Here is a 20,153-nt window from a genome sequence, read left to right as displayed (position 1 = left end):
ACCACAATTATCGTATTGTGCAAATACATTTACAAATTTAACAAACGATACAACGCATTTTTTTAGGATATGGACAAGAGACATAGCGGGTAACTGGTCAAGTTTATCCAATGCTTGTACGGTATATTTGAAAGTTGCAATTGCCCCGGCAGCAGTAACAAACTTAACATCTTTATATAATTATGGTGACCAGGTAACACTCAGGTGGACTTCACCTGGTGATAATGATGTTACAGGCACGCTTCCGGTTGGTAGCCGGTTTGCCATACAATATTCTACATATGTTGTTGCCTGGGCGACATATTCAGTAGTAGGAGCGACTAATGTATATATATCAACCAGCGGGGTAAATCCCGGTCAGTATTGTTATACAACAATTACAGGACTTATGAATAATTCAAGCAGTTATTTTTATATATGGACACAAGATGATACGTTTTTGTGGTCAGCAGTATCCAATGCATGTACAGCATATCTGAGTTTATCTGCGTTATCAGCCCCTGCATTATATTATCCATCAACAGCAACTTGGTCTAATGCAGATAAATGTTATTGGAGTAATGTAACAAGTGCTACTTCATATTATTTGCAAATAGATGATGATGTCGGTTTTGGTTCGTTAAATTTATCGTATGAAGGTGTCCCATCATCTGCAACAGTAAGTAGTTTATCAGAAAATACAACATATTATTGGCGGGTAAAATCAAAAGATAGTAGTGGTAAATATAGTGCATGGAGTTCAACTCGTTCATTTGATTTAGATGTAACCGATGCCGTATTTAGTAACCCGCAGGTTAAATTAACCACAGGACCCTGGGTGGCAAATACGTCAACTTTATATGTAAATGTCTCCACACCGCAGATACAGGTAAATGTACAGGATGCGAATTATTCAGGGTTAATGGCAGGTAAAACAGAGTTGGTAACAAGCAGTGGTTGTGTTGGATTGTGGCATTTAAATGGGAATGCCGTAGATTATTCAGGTTATGGTAATGATGGAACAATAGATTCAGCACAATGGGATAGTATTACTACGTGGAAGACAACAGGCGGTAGTGAAAATATGTTGCTTTTTAATGGTAGTAATGACCGCATAGATTGTGGTAATGCAGTAAGTTTAAGAAATTTTATTAACAAAATGTCTATATCATTGTGGTCATATCAGACAACGGCACAAAATGCTAATCTTAAGATAGCGGTAAGCAAAGTAAACGATTGGGAATTTGGCGATATTGGTGCAACTCACGATTGGGGTTTTTATGCAGTTAATCTTTCAGGGGATCATTGGGTTGTTGGTGGTGTCTCAACAACACGTAATGCGTGGCATCATATGATATTTACATATGATGGCGCAGCAGGGAGGATATATAAAGACGGGGTATTAGCTTTAGAGGTAGCGAGGACAGGTAATATAAGTGTAACTGCTGCTGACCACGTATGGATTGGTGCCTTGTCTGGTAATACTTATCCCTTTGATGGATATTTAGATGAAGTGGTTTTATGGGACCGGGTCCTAAGTCCGGAAGAGATAGCGGTGATGTACAATTCCTGTGCTGTAAAATATTCATCAAGCGCATGGACAAATTCTGCAATAATAACATCAACATCAACAGACCCGATGGTGCTTACAACAGGCAGTGATGGAACAACAACATTACAATTTTCAACAGGGACCGCAATACCATTCAAACATAATTCATCTGCATTTGGTACTTTATCAAATAACCGGATACAGTTTTTGGCCCGTGACAAAGCAGGTAATTACGCCGAGTCAGTTAGCTACACGATAAATGTAGACACAGTCCCGCCGGCAGCGATAACATCTCTTACGGGTCTTCTTAGTGTTACTAATGTAAATCTAACATGGACATCACCCGGTACAGACGGGACAATAGATGCAATATCTAACGGCCAATTTTTGATACGGCGTGCTACATGGTCAGTTACTCCGGAAAGTATGTGGGGATATGGATATGACACCAAGCCGGCAGTAATAGAGCAGGAAGTAATAATAGATACAGGTACAACTACTGCATTACCTGCTGGTTCGCTTTGTAGGTATACAAGTGGTGGTTTATCAACGGCGACAACATATTATTTTAAGGTATGGACAAAAGACACGGCAGGCAACTGGTCAACCCTTTCCAATGGTTGTACGTTTTATGGGGGAGATGTGACTGCCCCGGCAGCAGTAACAAACTTAACATCTTTATATAATTATGGTGACCAGGTAACACTCAGGTGGACTTCACCCGGCGACGATGATATCACAGGCTCGCTTTCACCTGGCAAATTTGCCATACAATATTCTACATATGTTGTTGCCTGGGCGACATATTCAGTAGTAGGAGCAACCAATGTATATATATCAACCAGCGGGGTAAATCCCGGTGATTATTGTTATACAACAATTACAGGACTTATGACACCCGCAAGCAGTTATTTTAGGATATGGACAGAAGATGATAGTTCATTATGGTCAGCCATGTCCAACGGATGTACAGCGTATATGAGTACATCTACATTATCAGCCCCTACGTTATACTATCCCTCAACGGCGGTTTGGTCGAACGTAAATAAATGTGTTTGGAGTAGTGTAACAAACGCTACTTCATATTACCTGCAAATAGATGACGACATAAATTTTGGTTCGGTAAATTTTACATATGAGGGTAAATCATCATCTGCATCAATAAGTGGTTTATCAGAAAATACAACATACTATTGGCGGGTAAAAACAAAAGATAGTAGTAGTAAATATAGTTTCTGGAGTTCCACCCGTTCGTTCGATTTAGATACAACAGATGCCGTATTTACTAATCCGATGGTAACAACATCTTCAGGAGGTTGGGTGCCGAATACGGCATATGTAAATGTTTCTACACCCCAGATACAAGTAAGTGTTCAGGATACATATTCCGGATTACAGATAGGTCAGACAGAGTTGGTAACGAGCAGCGGCTGTGTTGGATTGTGGCATTTAAATAGTAATACTTTGGATAGTTCAGGTTGTGGTAATGATGGGTCACTCGTTGGTTCACCTAGTTATGCAACTGTTTCTTCCTGGAAGAAAACAGCTGCTACTGAAAAAATTTTAAATGTAGTTGCTGCGAATACTCAATATGTGGATATTCCTACTAATGCAAGTTTTGCAAATTTAACTAACAAATTAACGGTATCAGTATGGGCAAGACGGACAGGCGGTGCAGTTCAGCAAATAGCGGTTGCGAGGAGTACTGATTGGCGGTTTGGTGATCAGGGTGACGGAACTTGGAGTTTTTACGCACCTTCTCCGTGGGGTGCAGGTGCAGGAGGATGGTTCCCTTCTGTTGGTGTAGCAGTACCAGCGAATCAATGGCATCATATGGTATTTACATATGATGGCGCAACGGCAAGGGTATATAAAGATGGAATATTAGGAAGTCAGAAAGCTGCGACAGGTAATTTGCTTACAACTAATAATATAGATATTGGCGGGTGGGCAACATCAATATGTTTTACAGGATACTTGGATGAAGTTGGGATATGGGAGCGGGCATTGAGCCCGGAAGAGATAGCAGTCCTGTATAATTCCTGTGCTGTAAAGTATTCAACAAATGCATGGACAAATTCCGCAATAGTAGTATCAACAACAACAGAACCTTTAGTACTTACAACAGGCAGTGATGGAACAACAACATTGCAATTTTCAACAGGGACCGCAATACCATTCATACATAACTCAGCTGCATTTAGTACTTTATCAAAAAACCAGGTACAGTTTTTAACCCGGGACGCAGCAGGTAATTATGCCGAGTCAGCCAGTTACACAATAAATGTAGATACAGTAGCACCATCAGCGATAACATCGCTTACGGGACTTGTTAGCGGTAATAATATAAATCTATGCTGGGTATCGCCTGGTACAGACGGGACGATAGATGCTTTATCTAACGGGCAATTTTTAATCCGGCGTGCTACATGGTCGGTTATTCCAAGTAATAGCAAGTGGGGATTTGGATATGAAACTACCTTACCGCATGCAATAACAGAAGAAGTCCGAATAGATACGGGAACAACCTCTTCAATAACTCAATTATCGCTTTGTTGCTATACATTTACAAATTTAACAGGCAATGCAACATATTATTTTAGGGTATGGACAAGAGACCAAGGCGGCAACTGGTCAGATTTATCCAATTCCTGTACTGTGTATATGCCTGTGTTGTCACCGCCTACATTATACTACCCATCAACAGCGACCTGGACAAATGCGAATACCTGTGATTGGAGTGATGTGGCAGGAGCATCTGCGTATTATTTTGAAGTAGATGATGATATAAACTTTGGTTCGCCTGTACCAGGTTTTGGCGATGTTACGCCATCATCAGCGATAATAACTTCTTTATCAGAAAATACAAAATACTATTGGCATGTAAAGACAAAAGGTAGTAATGGTGCATATGGCGATTGGAGTTCCACGAGGTCATTCACATTAGATTTGACAGATGCTGTATTTGGTAATAATCCGCGGGTGAAAGTAGCAGGTATGTCAGCAACAGCATCCTCTGTAGAAAATAACTATGGCTATGATTTTCAACCGAATAACGCAATAGATAGTGATGTGTCAACACGCTGGTCATCAGCATATAGTGACCCGCAATGGATAGCCATAGATTTGGGTCAAACATACAACATAACGCAGGTGGTCCTTAAATGGGAAGCAGCATATGGTAAAGATTATACTATACAAGTATCAGCTAATAATACAGATTGGTCGACAATATACACAAAGTCCGGCGGAACAGGCGGTACTGAAAATATAACATTAAGTGGTAGCGGTAGATATATCCGTATGTACGGGACTGTAAGAGGAACAGCTAATGGATATTCGTTATGGGAGTTTGAAACTTGGGCGGAAAATACGGCATCGACATATGTAAATGTGTCAACGCCACAAGTGCAGGTAAGTGTTCAGGATGCGAATTATTCCGGATTGCGGGTAGGGCAGACAGAGACAATAGCGAGTACCGGTTGTGTTTTATTGATGCATTTGAATGGGAATACAACAGATTATTCAGGGTATGGGAATGATTGCACGCGAAAGAATGGAGTTACTTGGTCCAGTACCCCTACATGGAAGTCAACAGGTGGTAATGAGTATCCGTTATATTTTGATAAAACAGATGACTGGGTATATGTTGATACAGTAACATATCCAACAGCAAATATGTCAAATTTAAATTTTGAGCGAACAGACCCATTTTCATTTTCAGTGTGGCTTAAACCGGATCTAAACAATAAAACACTAACTCAGATTGCATTTTGCAACATGACCGATGCTGCGCTTACAGGATATAATTTCCAGACGAATTATGATTATGTGAATTCAATCCAAGTCACAAACTACATATCGTTCTTTCTTAATAATACATGGGGCACAAAATCTATTGCCGTAAGTTCCAAAGTAGCCACCAAATTAAATGATGGTAGTTGGCATCATTATGTAGTAACATATAGCGGTTCAGGTGTAGCAAGTGGTGTAAAGATGTACGAAGACGGACTTGAAATTGGTCTTGCAGCCAAATATGATAATTTAGGTGCTAACACTATAAAAAGTGCAGACCCTTTAAGTATTGGTGGGCGTGCCAATGGTAGTCTATTATATCACGAGATTTTTAGCGGATATATTGATGAATTTGGAGCATGGAACAGAGTATTGAGTCCGGAAGAGATAGCAGTAATGTACAATTCCTGTGCTGTAAAGTATTCGACAACCGCCTGGACTAATTCAGCGATAATAACATCAACAGCCACGATGTCTACATCAGGAACTGATGGAACTACGGCATTACAGATTTCAACGGCTTCTGCAGTACCATTTAAACACGGTACAAATAACATGATACAGTTTTTAACCAGAGACGAAGCGGGTAATTACGCCGAGTCAGTTAGTTACACAATAAATGTAGATACAGTCCCACCATATACAATTACTTCACTATCAGGGCTTATTGTTGCCACTTCGTCAGGAACAATAAAACTTGCATGGTCAGCCCCCGGTAGTGACGGACCTACGGGTAATCTTGTAAACGGCTGTTATTATGAAATCAGGTACTGTACATCAACTGCCAATCGTACATGGACATTTATGGCAGTAGTTTCTTCGCCAACTTCAACTGATACAATAGCACCGGAATCATTTTTAACAACAACTTTTTCAGATTTGGTTGGTGAAAATACTTATTATTATTTGATTAGGTATCATGACCAAGCAGGTAACTGGTCTGCACTTTCTAATGAGGCGACTGCATATTCACAGCCGCTAACTTTAAGTGTCGATATTACTGCCGGTGATACACAAAGTTTAGGAAGGGTTAATATAGGGGATTCAACCCAAACAGTTACAGCAATTCAGATAAAAAACGATGGCAATGTAACGGAAAATTTTGCATTAAGATGCGAGACAGCAACAGCAGGAGGTTCCCCTTGGTATAGTAATGAAACATCCACAACAACCCTTGATAGTTTTCTTTTAAAAGCTTTATTTAATAGTACTATGCCTCAAATTAATTATTTTAGTTTAAGAGATATTGTTTCGGACAATGAATATCTTCTTCCTATAGTAGATGGAAGATATTCAGATGATGATAACGGATTAGGTGTTACCGCAGGCACTTCTAAAAATTTATGGTTACGGCTTGATTTGCCCGGTAAGACATCAACTATTGCTACACAAACAATATATTTATACATACAAGCCCAGTCACCATAATTCATAATTAAAGAAGATTAAAGATTTAAGATTGAAAATTAAAGATTAAAGTAGTTGCCCGCCATTGATTCAGTGGCGGGCTGAAGTTGTATATCGGTAGGATTCTTGTCCACCAAATCATAAATAGTGGGTGTGGATTTCGATGTCAGTTGTAGTTGCTTGCCCTTGGCAAGCGTTAATAAAGTAAAAAGTAGCCACAGAGTCCCACACAACAAATATGCGGGACCTACGGCTCTGCTCTGCTCCCGTGGTTATGTAGTCGCAGACCCTCGGTCTGCTGAATGTTGTCTTGCAAGTATCAAAGTAAGGAGGACAATGAAAAATTTCAATAAATTTCTTTTAGTTTTTTTAATCTTTCAATCTTTTAATCTTTTAATTTCCCAATCTCTTCATTCCAATGGAATTTCAACAAATTATGCTGATATTTTTATAGCTAATCTATCAATAAACAAGGAATATAATCTTAGAATTTCATACAACCAACCATTGAAAGTAATGAATAGAAGTGATAAAAAAATAGAAGTGCGTATTGTAGTTCAAGTTCCTCTAAAAGATAGTTTAAAATCTGATTTAGAACCAATAAAAGATATTACATGGATAAGTGTTTTGCCGGACAGGTATTTTTTAGAACCTCATCAAACAGGAGTTTCGGATGTAATTATAAAAATCCCCAAAGACAAAAAAATAAGAGGACATAAATTTCAGGTAAATTTGAACATATGTGGTTATCCTGCTGTAGAAAAGAAGGGTGGTATTACATTTGTGCCATCGCTTCTTTCGAAACTAAAGTTTTCGATTAAAAAGTAAGAATAAGTATAAAAGCGTCCGGGGTAGAGCACCATTTCATGGTGCCAATAAAATTGAAGCATCGCAAGGCGATGCGGCTACAATAATTTTTGGTAATATTGTAATTATTTTTAAAATACATGAATAAAAAGTATATTTTAATCTTAATCTTAATTATTTTTGGTTTTCTTCTTTATTCAGATACACTTAAAAATCCGTTTTTATGGGATGATGGATTTTTTATTAAGGACAGTAACTTCATAAAGAAATGGGAAAATACCTGGGTATTTTTTTCGCCGAAAAATTATTTTAAATATACTCAGGACCTTACATATAGACCTCTGCCGTTTCTTGTTAATATTCTAAATTATAAATTGTGGGGAGTAAACCCAATAGGTCATAGACTATCTAATATTTTTCTCCATATAGCAGTTGCCATACTGTTATATTTTTTGGTTATGTGCTTTTTCGCAGAAAAAGACACCCCCCTGCCAGTTTTGAAGAGCAAAACTAGGGGGGTCGCATTATTAAGTGCCCTGTTTTTTATTGCTCATCCTGCGAATAACGAAGTTGTAAATATGGTTTCATTTAACGAAACCCAGCTTTCCACAATGTTTTTTCTGCTCTCGTTTCTTTGTTACGTTAAATCAAAAAACAGATTGCCACGACCCAATGAATTGGGTCTCGCAATGACTAATGAAGTTGACGTCATTGCGAGGCAACGCCGAAGCAATCCCTACAGTTTTGCCGTTATAGGTTATTTCCTTGCTGTTTTTTCCAAAGAAACAGCCATAACACTTCCTGCTGTGATAATTCTGTATGATCTAATAATTAAAGAGAAAATTCGGATAAAAAAATATCTACCGTTTTTGGCAGTAGCAGTTTTCTATCTTATTTTAAGATTTTTTATATTCAGGCATCCGATGGAAGCAATGGTTAAATACCCCGGTAACAGTTTTACCACAAACATTTTAACAATGCTTGGAAATATACCGATATATGCCGGACTAATCTTTCTACCTTTTAATTTGAGCATGGAACATAGAATGGAGACGGTCCCTATCTTTTTAGAGACACAAGTGATTGCAGGGTTTTTATTAGTAATAATTTATTTAGTGATTTTAGTTTATGCCTACAAAAAGTCCAAATTAACATTCTTTTGGTTGATGTGGATACTTATTACTTTTTTACCGACATCCAATATAATTCCAATGCAAAACATTGTTGCTGAAAGATATTTATATCTTCCGCTTATAGGATTCTGTGTTTTGTTAGCGATGTTATTGCTAAAAATGTCACAGATTGTCATTGCGAGCGTAAGCGAAGTCGAAGATCCCACCCATGGGGCAATCCAATTGTTGTCATTGCGGGGTAAATTAGAGCGTGCCTGCCCGCCAACGTTTCAGTGGTGGGGCAATCTTATGGGATTGCTTCACGATAAGTCTGTTCGCAATGACAAGCATAGAATGTTCGCAATGACAGCTTATATTGGTATTGATTTAGCCATTTGTATTCTTGCATTTTTTTCCGTTCTATTAATTAACCGTAATCGCGACTGGAAAGACGAGTTTTCTTTTTATTCAAAAACATTGAAGCAAGTTCCTGACAGTCCTGGTGCAAATGTAACCATGGGTTTGCTTTATGCAAAAAATAAAGATTTCTCAAAAGCATTTGAATATGTAAATAAAGCACTAAAACTTGATCCGAAATTAATTGAGGGTCAGGAAGCATTGGCTTCAATTTATCAGGATACCGGTGAATATGATAAAGCGGTTAAAATTTATGAAGAGATGGCTGAAAATAAAAAATATATGCTTTATAAAGCACCGTTTCTAAATCTTGGAATAATGTATAAGACAAAAAAACAATATGGTCGGGCGATTGAAAATTTCAACAGAGCGATTGAATTGAACCCGCTGACAGCAGATGCATATGCTTATCTTGCAGAAATTTACGAAGGACAAGGGGATGCTGGTAAAGTTGGAGAATATTATAAAAAGGCTGAAAATGCAGACCCTGATAATTATGTTGCTTTAAATGCGCTCGGAATTATTTATGGACAGGAAAACAAATTTGAAAAATCGTTAAAATATTTCAAAAGAGCAGCAAAAATTAGACCCAATTCCGCGGAAATTCACTTTAACATCGGTTATCTGCATTTTCTGTTATATGAGTACGGAGAGGCAGTGAAAGAGATGGAAACAACACTTAAACTTGACCCGGATTACAAAAAGGCAAAGTTTGTAATTTCACAGATTAGTGGAAAATCACGCATTTCGCAGTGAACTTGCGGGGGATTTGTAAAATGAAGTCATCAAAAGTTTATAAAACAATAGTTTATCTAATGCTCGGGCTGACTGCCCTGCTTTTTCTTATAGCAAAAATCCACGAAGATGATATATGGTTTCATCTTTCTGCCGGAAAATATATTTTAAAAAATTTTAGCGTACCATATCTTGATTCGTTCTCATATACTGCCGTAAATCCTTATATTGATTCTCACTGGTTTTATCAGATTATACTTTATGTTTTTTATAGCATTGCGGGATTTTTTGGAATATTTTTATACCAGTTGCTGGTAATAGGTGCTATATTTTACATTCTGTTCAAATTGGGAAAGAAATCAAATTTTTATATTTCAACTTTTTGCATTTTTCTTACTTTAATTATAGCCAACCAAAGATTTATGATGAGACCCGAGATGTTTTCATATCTTTTCGCGATATTATATATTGTAATTCTTGAATCATTCCAAAAACAAATATCCTTTGATTGTCATTGCGAGGGACGAAGTCCCGTGGCAATCTCAAGGGATTGTTCCAGGAGTGGAATCTTCGACTTCACTGGCGTTCGCAAAAGAATATTATATCTTTTACCCATTCTACAGATTTTCTGGACGAATACTCACGGATTTTTTGTTTTTGGACCAATAATAATTGGGTGTTATTTTATTGGCGAATTGATACAGCAAAAATTATTATTTTTACATGTCATTACGAGCCCGAAGGGCGTGGCAATCCGCCCCATTTTATTATCACTAATTTTATCCACTTTAGCATGTTTTGTGAACCCCTACGGCTACAAGCTTGCGCTTTATCCCTTTTTGCTTGCCGGAGAGGTTGGGACAATAGCATCGCCGTACTTCAAAAGTGTAAGCGAACTTGCCCCGACACTTATAACCGGTATCGGAAGTTTTTACAAATCGGCATTTGCAATTTTAATAATTATTTCATTTTTAAGCTTTTTCGTATGTAAAAAATTTTCTCTGGCTCGTTTTATGGTATATATTCTGTTCCTATATGTAGGTTTCATTGCAGTCAGGAACACGGCATTTTTTGCTTTTGTATCTGCTTTAATAACCATTGTTAATTTTGAAGAAATGAAAATATTACAGCTTCCCATTGACGATAAAGCACAGAAAAATCTGGGATATATTTATATGGTTTTTGTGATATTTTTGTCCGCATTTTTATCTTTTAACATCACAACAAACAAATACTACAGGCACGAGAAGTCGGTCCAGCAGTTCGGCATCGGCAAAATAGGTATCTTGTATCCTACGGGAGCTATTGAGTTTATAAAAAGCAGCAATTTGCAAGGTAACGTTTTTAACGATGCCATACCCGGCGGATATTTTGTCTGGAACTGCTATCCTGAAAGAAAAGTTTTTGCCGATGGCCGGCTGGAAATTTACGGTGAAAAGTTTCTGGCAGAATACAAAAGCGTTACGGATAACCCGGATATTTATTGGCAGAGAATTGCCGACAAATACAAAATTGATTATGTCCTTTTGCAGGCACTGTCGCCGCACTCTAAAAATTTAATAAAGCATCTGTATAAAAATAATTTATGGAAACTGGTATATGTTGACGAGGGGGGGATCGTTTTTGTTAAAAGTGACTTAAAAAAAATCAAACCGATGTTTAATGAATTAAATCTTGACCGTTATTCGGAATATGATAAACTGCTTGCCATGATTTCATATGCTAATTTTTTCTTTTATACGGAACAATATGAAAAAGCCCGCCTGCTCTATATTAAAGTGCTGGAATCAGAGCCGAATTCAGTTGAGGCATATATAAATCTTGGAGCTGTTTTTATGGCGGAAAAAAAATATAATGATGCGATGAACTGCTATCGGCTATCAATAAAAAATTCGTCAAAGTACGCCGAACCGTTTCTTGGACTTGCTGTTATATATCTTAATCGGAAAAATTATGTTGCGGCACTTGAAAGTGTGGGATTTGCACTTAGGCGTAAACCCGTTTATCCCGAAGCGCAGTTTTTGCTTTCCTACATTTATCAAAAAAGCGGTCAGTTCAAAAATGCGATAAATGTCTATAAAGAAATGATTTCAATGAATCCGGCAGATGAAAAATTGTATGATTCGCTTGGAACAGCATATTATTTAAAAGGCGATTATAGTGAAGCACTTACACAATTCAAAAAAGCCCTGGAAATAAATCCTCAATATAATGAGGCAAAACACCATTTTGATGTATGTTCGGATAAAATTAAGGAGATTGAAAGGGGGAAATAAAAATGATGAAAGTTAAAAGTACTGCAAAGTGTCATTCTGAGTCATCAGATGTCATTGCGAGCGTTAGCGAAGCAATCCCAAACACAAGAGAGAGATTGCTTCACGATAAAGTCAGCCTGCCTGCCGTCAGGCAGGTTCGCAATGACAGGCAAAGCAGTCATTCTGACCACATTCGCTTTGCTCAGTGTAAACTCCGGGAAGAATCTCGTATTAAGATTGCCACTGGTTTTGCACTCGCAATAACATTTTTACTGCTTATTACTGCCCGTCTTCACGCTGGCGGGGTTTCTGCGACATTTGCCGACCTTATTCTTGAAAACCTGCAAATTGGTGAGAGTTACAATTTACGGGTTCTAAAAAAATGTCCGATGATTATTCAGAACAAGGGCGGTAGTACTGTTGATGCTATTATAACGGTGGATTTCCCGAGAAAGGATAAATTAAAAGAGGGATATGAAGCGATACCGGATCTGGAATGGGTAAAAGTTGTACCGGATAAATTTCGACTTGGACCAGGAGAGAAGGGTATTTCCGATATTATAGTTACTATTCCCAATGATGAAAAACTAATCGGCAAACATTATCAGGTTCACCTGATTAGTGCAGGTTCTCCTATAGGGCAGCAGGGACAGGTGACGATAGCAACCGGTAGTCAGACGCGATTTAGATTTTCAATAGGAAGTATGGGACCCGAATCGCTGAAAAAAGAGAAGAAAAATAAAAAGATGCATACACTAAATTTTGAGTTTGACCCCGTAAATATCACAATTAAAGATGCCATTGAACTCGGCAAAAAGATTGATCTCAAAAAAGAGAAAAATGTCCGGCTCAAGCTTATCAACAAAGCGACCGAAACGCTTAAGTTAAAAATTAAAGCAGTTACATATGATATTAATATGTACGGTTCTGTTGAAAGCGGCTATGAGCTTGGAAACCCTGATTTTGTAAAAGTTAAACCGGAAGATATTATGTTGGAAGGTGAGACAATTGAAAAACTGGATGTATTCATTGAAATTCCTAATGAAGAAAAATATAAAAATAAGAAATATATTTTTCTGATAAAAGCGGAAGTTATAAATGAAATTCCGGTTGAAATTGTTTCCAAACTGTATGTAATTACTGGTGAATAGTAGAACACGAACTAAACTGTATGGTTTACCTAAAAATATAAAAAATTAATAAATTAATAAAGTACTTGACAAAATGACACTTTTGTGTTATACTACATAGTGGAAGAGAGAAGTTAAGGTTAACTTCAGCCCAGCAGTGAAAAAATTACAGGATGAAACAAAAATAGGAGGTGAGTAAAGTGAAAAATGAAACAAATTACGAACGAACACTCGTCCCGACAAATCGGAACGAAAAAAATCTAAATAAAAAGGAGGTGATAAAAATGAAAAAGATTATGAGTTTATTGTTGGTTATTGGAATGATGGTATGTATATCAACCCTGTCGCATGCAACGGCAAACCCGGATAGTTTTACATTAACCGTTGATGTAGGCGGTACTAACTATTCAATTGACATAGCATCTACAACAGGTAATTTCAGTTCTGTTAACCTTGGTGCGCAGGCTTCGCTTTATATAGGTACTGCCTCAAATGACGGCAACGTCATAGCAGACTGGGAAGTTAAGGGAAACAACGCGGTCGGTGATAATACATGGACGCTTGCTAACACTGCCGCTGCCAACACCTATTGTTTGATGATAGGTACTTCTGCATCTAGTGGAGGTGCGGAGCCGGTATGGTTACCCGGTGCTGTAGGTGCATATGTAAGTAGTGTTACGACATCTCAGGCAGCAATGACGTATACCAATGGTATTACAGTAGGTCAGCAAGTAGGATTGTGGGCGCGTATTTCAATGCCTACCACTTCAGGAGGCACAGCTACGCACACAATGACAGTAAGTATTTACGCAACAGCTGACTAGTGTAAAGACAGTTTAATGTGTTAAGGTTGTTTGTACCTTTGTTCTTTGAAATACCAGGGACAGATATGTCTCTGGTGAGAAAGTAAGGAAAAGGTATGGTGTAAATCAGAAAAACCGGTGAATTTGATTTGCCCATCAAAATTCAAAGTTATAGTGTTTTAGAGTTCATAGAGTTTTTAACCCTATAACCCAATAACTCTATAACGCGAAGAAGGTGGGTAAGTTAAAATCCATCAAAGATTAGAAGTTTGTTTTGCCTAGTCCGTCTATTAAAATGTAGTTGCAGAGCATTAGCTCTGTTAAAAAACAGCAAAGTTTCACTTTGCAGCTACAAAAGAATAGGCGGGACTGGTTAAGCAAATAAAAAAAAATTCTTCCCCCGAAGAATAAATCCCGATAAACGTTGGGATTGGAGGACTTCCGTGCCCGCTCGTTTTCTTTATAGTGATATAAAGGTTTCATCTTTAATCATTGATATAATTGATGTGATTTTTACCTCTGTTACAATAACAGGGGTTTTTTGTTTATATATAATTTTTGGTATCAATACGAGCGGGAACGGAAGTCCTAATTCTTCGGGGGAAGAAAGAACTATCTGCTTCCCGCTCGTTTCTTTTGAACATAAGAACACAATAACATATAAACTTATTACTTTAAGTGGTAAAAAATGGGCGGGCACGGAAGTTTTCTTCGGGGGAAGATATTTCTGTATGTCCGCCCTTTCTTTCTCACTTATTGGGGCGGGTACGGATGTCCTTCAGGAATTCTTCGGGGGAAGATATTTTGACAGGCCTGTATCCGCCCTTTTAACTAATAACCAATTACCGAATACTAATGTCATTGCGAACGAAGTGAAGCAATCTAAAAATGAGATTGCCACGGACTTTGTCCTCGCAATGACAAACAAAACGCAGATTACGAGCGGGAACGGAAGTCCTAATTCTTCGGGGGAAGAAAGAACTATCTGCTTCCCGCTCGTTTCTTTTGAACATAAGAACATAAGAACAAATGAACACGTGAACGCAGTTGCAGTCTCTGGGGCGGGTACGGATGTCCTTCAAGAATTCTTCGGGGGAAGATATTTTGACAGGCCTGTATCCGCCCTTTTAAATCGCAGATTACACAGATTATTAGAACAGATTATGCAGATTACGAGCGGGAACGGAAGTCCTAATTCTTCGGGGGAAGAAAGAACTATCTGCTTCCCGCTCGTTTCTTTAACTAATAACCATGAACACAAGAACACAAGAACAAATGAACACGTGAACGCAGTTATAAATTTTGCGGGCGGGTACGGATGTCCTTCAAAAAATTCTTTGGGGGAAGATATTTTGGCTGGCTCCGTTCCGTCCGCAGCATATAATTTGCGGGTGGGCACGAAAGTCCTCCTGTCTTTGGCAAAGTTCGCCATTGGCGGAAATTTCTTCGGGGGAAGAAACGTGACTTCTGCTCACCCGCTTAGGTATATAATATGAACAGAACTCTTAACCAGATGACACTTAGTGTCACCCTGAACTTGATTCAGGGTCTATATGACATCCTAAAAGCCATAAAGAAATGGCAAAGGATAGTTCTGTTCATGTTTTTAATCTTTAATCTTCAATCTTCAATCTTCAATTATGTTTATGCTGCAAATCCTGATTCAATAGAACTTAGTTGCAGACCTAACTTCGGACCACCGACATCAGTAACGGATTTAGCAGCATCAATTGGAACAAACGAAGGAGAAATAAATCTTAGCTTTACTGTTCCGGCAGAAGACCCGGCACCATGGTATGGCGAACTTGTGCTTGACTGGCCGTATCAGGTAAGATATTCAACTAATTCACTGTCAGATTTATCAAACAACACAACAGCATGGTGGAACCAGGCATCGGAATATCCACAAGGGTGGTCAGAACAAGGTGATAGAAATAATAATGGAAATAATGGTTGGGGAGATGAATATGGTTATAAACGGTTTGAAACACTTACATTAACATCAGATTATTATGGTAAAGTTGTTTATTTGGGAATTAGGGCAGAAGATTCAGGACATTATTTAGCGACTTCTTTCAATATCTCATCTGCTACTGTAATGGATATTATTGTAAAGCCGCCTGCGGCAATTTCTGACTTAACAGCACTTACAGGAGATTATGAAGGAGAAATTCTGCTTCAATGGACATCACCTGGCGACGATGGTACTATTGGAAATCTTACAGGACAATATATAATTAAATATGCTAATCAAATTATAACAAATAGCAATTTTAACACTATTGGTACTACGATAACAATAACAGCAACTAATGTTCCTCCGCTTTCTCAAAGGACGTTCCTTTTAGCTGACCTTACACCTGGTGCATCTTACTGGTTTGCAATAAAAGCGGTTGATGATGATTTCGCAGGTTTATATTCAGTTTGGAATTCTACTGCAGATGTCGCAAATGTAAATACAAAAGCGTTTGCATCTGCTGCAATTGATGACGACCCTCCGGCAGCTGTTACCCTTTCAATTGGCAACGTTGGTTTTAATACAGTTGAATTGAAGTGGAATGCACCAACAGAAAATGTAGGTCGTTCAAAAGACCTTACAAACGGTTATTATGATATAAGGTTCTCATCAGCAGGCGCTATTCCTACTGATACTGCTTGGAATGTTCCGGTATATAACAGACGGTTTATTTCAACCTCAACCGTTGTCAATGCTCCTCAGTCATATACTGTAACAGGACTTGCAGATAATACAACATGGTGGTTCTGTATGGTTGTTGGCGACGAAATACCTAACTGGTCAGGTTATTCAAATTCACCTTATGCATTAACATCTGACCAGACACCACCTGCAAAGGTATCCAATTTTGCAGCAAAACCGCTATATGAGCCAAATGGCAGGGAAATACAACTTAGCTGGACTAATCCGACTGATGCCGACTTTAAGGGTGTTTTAATTGTTTATTCAACGGGGGCACCTTCTGCGTTTATACCTGTTGCAGGGACTAATTATTCAGTTGGTGATTATAATGGGTATATTATTTCTACCGGAACAGCGACATCGCTTGTCCATTCCAACTTAATACCTGAAGTACAATATTATTACAAAGCATACGCATATGATTTAAGACCTAACTATTCAGTTGCTGCTTCAACAACAGCAATTGCACCGTCTGCTACTGACAGGATTCCTCCAAGAGAACCTCGTGATTTGAAAGTAGCCCTTTCATCAGATGATAAATATTTAACTATTACCTGGGATGCTGTAGTTAAATCAACAGACGGTACCACTGCAACAGACCTTTCTCACTACACACTTTATCGTTCAAGTGCTATAAACGGGACAGCAACAACCTGGACAATACCGATAAATGTAACATCTACAACTACTTACACAGGTGGAAATCTTTATTATTACTGGCTTACAACTCACGACCTTTCTGCGAATGTTTCAATACCATCGGCAAGGGTAGATTCTTCACCAGAAGGATATATTTCATTCTATGATTCAACAGAACCAAAGACTTCTATTTCAATTGCAAAGGCAATATGTAGCGTGCTTTATAAAGAAAGCAATTCTTTCGGTGAAGATGTTTACTTTGATGTCGTTCACCTTACAACTGAAGAGACAGGAAAGATTGTAAAATCGTTTGCATTTATTCCTAAGAAAGCCATTTCTGAAGAAGTCATAACGGGACTTCTGTTCTCAAGAGCGCTTGCTGATGTTAAGATATCTTACGATATTTCAAATGGTGTTGTAAGAACGCCGTCTATGGCGCCAATTCCTGAAAATCAGGCAAAAGACAATTTATCGCTGTTCTGGTTTAACGGTGTTGAATGGGTGAAAATCGGCGGCGAAGTTGACACTGCACAACAAACAGTTTCAATCAAAACCAAGAAAGGCGGGAAATATCAGGTCCGTCAGTCAATGAGAGCAGCAGGATTTACATTATCTAAGGTTTACCCGAGAGTCTTTACACCGAACGGTGATGGCTGGAATGATGTAACTAACTTTATATATGAGGGTAATGACTCAGGGCTCAGCGGTAAGATTTTTGATATTAATGGCGCGTATATTTCCGATATGCTTAAAGGTGATACCGAGTCCTCATTGAAGTGGGACGGTAAAAATTCATCAGGCAAGACAGTTTCTTCCGGAATTTATATTTATCAGATAGAAGCGGGCGGTAAAGTATTTAATGGTACGGTTGTTGTAGCGAAGTAATAACAATTGAAAGCTTAAAAAGATTAAAAGGTTGAGAATTGGTGAATAAAATGAAAAACAAAATTAATAACTATTTACTGAATATAAATAACAATTACAGTTTTTCTGGGCTGGCATGGATGTCCTCAAATTCTTCGGGGGAAGAACAGATGATACCTGCCAGTCCGGATATGAATTACTGGGCGGGCACGGAAGTTTTCTTCGGGGGAAGATATTTCTGCTTGTCCGCCCAGTTATTAAAATTAGTATTTATGATAGGAAACTAATATGAACAGAACTCTTAACCATATATTGAATTCATTAAAAGCCATCAAAAATTGGCATAGGATACTTCTGTCCCTGATTTTTGTTTTCACTTCCTGCTTCCTACTTCCTACTTCCTGTCTCTTTGCCGCTTTTGATGAACTGAACATTGGCGCGAGACCGCAGGGTATGTCAGGTGCCTTTACTGCTGTTGCCAATGATGCTAATGCTCTTTTCTATAATCCTGCCGGAATGACACTTTTGAAAAAAGCAGAATTTACTTCAAATTATGGACGGCTTTTCATGGGGCTTGACGATAATTCTTCTATAGGTTCATCTTTCTTGGGTTATGTACAACCACTTGGAAAATATGGTACACCGGGATTCTCGTGGTATAACCTTACATTATCTAATTTATATGATGAAACTGCAGTTGCATTGTCATATGCGTATCCTGTTACAAAGTATCTTTCAACAGGAATTTCAGTTAAGAATCTTTCAAGAAAATTTGGAAGTGATGATTACACGAGAACTGCAATTGATGCTAATGGTAATACACGGCTTGACATTGAAGGAATTTCGGGTGACCCTGTGTTTGATAAAGGTAAAAAATCATCTGCTTTCAGCGGCGATTTCGGTATTCTATATTTACATTCAAGCAGTCTTTCTTTCGGGTTTTCTGCACAAAATATTACAAAACCTGATATTGGTCTTTCAGGTGAAGATAAGATTCCTTCAGTTTATCGGATAGGTGCAGCATATAATAAACTTAGTTATCTACTTTCACTTGAAACGGTTAGCAAAGGCAGTGATTTGAATGTTCTTTTAGGCGGAGAAAAATGGTTTGCAGAAAAAAATATCGGGTTAAGAGGCGGTTTGTCGCTTGGAAGTCGCAGATGGAATAACATAACAGGCGGATTAACAGTAAAATTTGATAATTTTTCGTTTGATTATGCGTTGTTATGGCAGCTTTCAGGTATAAAAGATACACTTGGTACTCATAAGATTGCGCTTAATATAAAATTTGGCAGACTACGATTGACAAAAGATGAACAGAATTTACGCGAAGAAAAAGCAGCGAAAGTTAAGGCTGAGTTGGAAGCGAAAAAGGCGCTTTTTGATGCAGAAAAGTTCCAGAAAGAAGCTGAAAAAATAAAACTGGAAATGGAAACCAAACTTAAAGAAGCTGCAAAAGTAGAAGAAGAATCCAGGAAACTGCAAAAAACAAATACTACACAGGATTTGGAAATAGAGAAAATTAAGAAAAAAGATGAGTTAGAAAAATCGTATAAAGATGCAATGCTTTATTATCAAAAGAGAGTCGCACAGGATGCTGAAGTGCCTGAAAGACTTTTATTGCTTGACAAAGTCATAAAAAAATACGAAAATAGAAGTATAGACATATCAGATGCTTATAAAGAAAAGGAAACAGTAATAAAAATACAGATGCAGGCGAAGAGTGATTACGATTCTTCATTTGATTATTACAGACGGCTTAAAGAAAGAGGTGCTACAGAACAGGAAAAGAAAATACTTCTTTTGAAGATAATTGAAAAATATAAAGGCAAAGGAGTAAATATTTCAGAAGCCGAAAAAGAGTTAAGCACGATTAAATAATCCATAGTTGAAGTAGTTTCTTTTATGTAGCGGCTTGCCCTTGGCAAGCCTTATAGTGTAGATGCACCGCCTTGCGGTG

Annotated in this window: 10 protein-coding genes; all 10 read left to right on the top strand. The window is 38.0% G+C overall.

Annotated elements, in window-relative coordinates; genetic code table 11:
• The first annotated feature begins 127 nt into the window (after positions 1-127).
• Positions 128-6,754 (top strand): discoidin domain-containing protein, encoded by a 6,627-nt coding sequence (locus PHE88_10265; protein MDD5688201.1) that lies wholly within the window; start codon positions 128-130, stop codon positions 6,752-6,754.
• A gap of 315 nt (positions 6,755-7,069) precedes the next feature.
• Entirely contained in the window at positions 7,070-7,561 is a 492-nt protein-coding gene (locus tag PHE88_10260) for a hypothetical protein (protein ID MDD5688200.1), read from the top strand.
• 119 nt (positions 7,562-7,680) lie between these two features.
• Complete coding sequence (locus PHE88_10255) at positions 7,681-9,825, top strand: tetratricopeptide repeat protein (protein MDD5688199.1); 2,145 nt, start codon at positions 7,681-7,683, stop codon at positions 9,823-9,825.
• 20 nt (positions 9,826-9,845) lie between these two features.
• Positions 9,846-12,080 carry a tetratricopeptide repeat protein gene (locus PHE88_10250; GenBank protein MDD5688198.1) on the top strand — a complete coding sequence of 745 codons (2,235 nt, stop codon included), beginning with the start codon at positions 9,846-9,848 and terminating at the stop codon, positions 12,078-12,080.
• Between the two features lie 2 nt (positions 12,081-12,082).
• A complete protein-coding gene (locus PHE88_10245; GenBank protein ID MDD5688197.1) occupies positions 12,083-13,210 on the top strand; it encodes a hypothetical protein in 1,128 nt (375 codons plus the stop codon).
• A gap of 263 nt (positions 13,211-13,473) precedes the next feature.
• The gene (locus PHE88_10240) at positions 13,474-14,013 is read left to right on the top strand and encodes a hypothetical protein (GenBank protein ID MDD5688196.1); all 540 of its coding nucleotides are present in this window, start codon (positions 13,474-13,476) and stop codon (positions 14,011-14,013) included.
• 422 nt (positions 14,014-14,435) lie between these two features.
• Positions 14,436-15,488 (top strand): hypothetical protein, encoded by a 1,053-nt coding sequence (locus PHE88_10235; GenBank protein ID MDD5688195.1) that lies wholly within the window; start codon positions 14,436-14,438, stop codon positions 15,486-15,488.
• A complete protein-coding gene (locus PHE88_10230) occupies positions 15,485-18,214 on the top strand; it encodes a gliding motility-associated C-terminal domain-containing protein (GenBank protein MDD5688194.1) in 2,730 nt (909 codons plus the stop codon). The genes PHE88_10235 and PHE88_10230 overlap by 4 nt, the downstream gene beginning before the upstream one ends.
• 50 nt (positions 18,215-18,264) lie before the next feature.
• Positions 18,265-18,480: a hypothetical protein gene (locus tag PHE88_10225; GenBank protein MDD5688193.1), complete on the top strand. Its 216-nt coding sequence runs from the start codon at positions 18,265-18,267 to the stop codon at positions 18,478-18,480.
• A 1-nt stretch (position 18,481) separates the two neighbouring features.
• Positions 18,482-20,074, top strand: coding sequence for a type IX secretion system membrane protein PorP/SprF (locus PHE88_10220; protein ID MDD5688192.1), 1,593 nt, complete (start codon positions 18,482-18,484; stop codon positions 20,072-20,074).
• Positions 20,075-20,153: the final 79 nt, after the last annotated feature.

Source organism: Elusimicrobiota bacterium (genome assembly GCA_028718185.1).
GTDB lineage: Bacteria > Elusimicrobiota > UBA8919 > UBA8919 > UBA8919 > JAQUMH01.
This window is presented reverse-complemented; position numbering and strand designations above follow the sequence as displayed.

What these genes read in the sequence shown, in the direction of transcription:
- PHE88_10260 (MDD5688200.1), top strand. Translation starts at nt 7,070, where the DNA reads ATGAAAAATTTCAATAAATTTCTTTTAGTTTTTTTAATCTTTCAATCT.
- PHE88_10255 (MDD5688199.1), top strand. Translation starts at nt 7,681, where the DNA reads ATGAATAAAAAGTATATTTTAATCTTAATCTTAATTATTTTTGGTTTT.
- PHE88_10250 (MDD5688198.1), top strand. Translation starts at nt 9,846, where the DNA reads ATGAAGTCATCAAAAGTTTATAAAACAATAGTTTATCTAATGCTCGGG.
- PHE88_10245 (MDD5688197.1), top strand. Translation starts at nt 12,083, where the DNA reads ATGATGAAAGTTAAAAGTACTGCAAAGTGTCATTCTGAGTCATCAGAT.
- PHE88_10240 (MDD5688196.1), top strand. Translation starts at nt 13,474, where the DNA reads ATGAAAAAGATTATGAGTTTATTGTTGGTTATTGGAATGATGGTATGT.
- PHE88_10230 (MDD5688194.1), top strand. Translation starts at nt 15,485, where the DNA reads ATGAACAGAACTCTTAACCAGATGACACTTAGTGTCACCCTGAACTTG.
- PHE88_10225 (MDD5688193.1), top strand. Translation starts at nt 18,265, where the DNA reads ATGAAAAACAAAATTAATAACTATTTACTGAATATAAATAACAATTAC.
- PHE88_10220 (MDD5688192.1), top strand. Translation starts at nt 18,482, where the DNA reads ATGAACAGAACTCTTAACCATATATTGAATTCATTAAAAGCCATCAAA.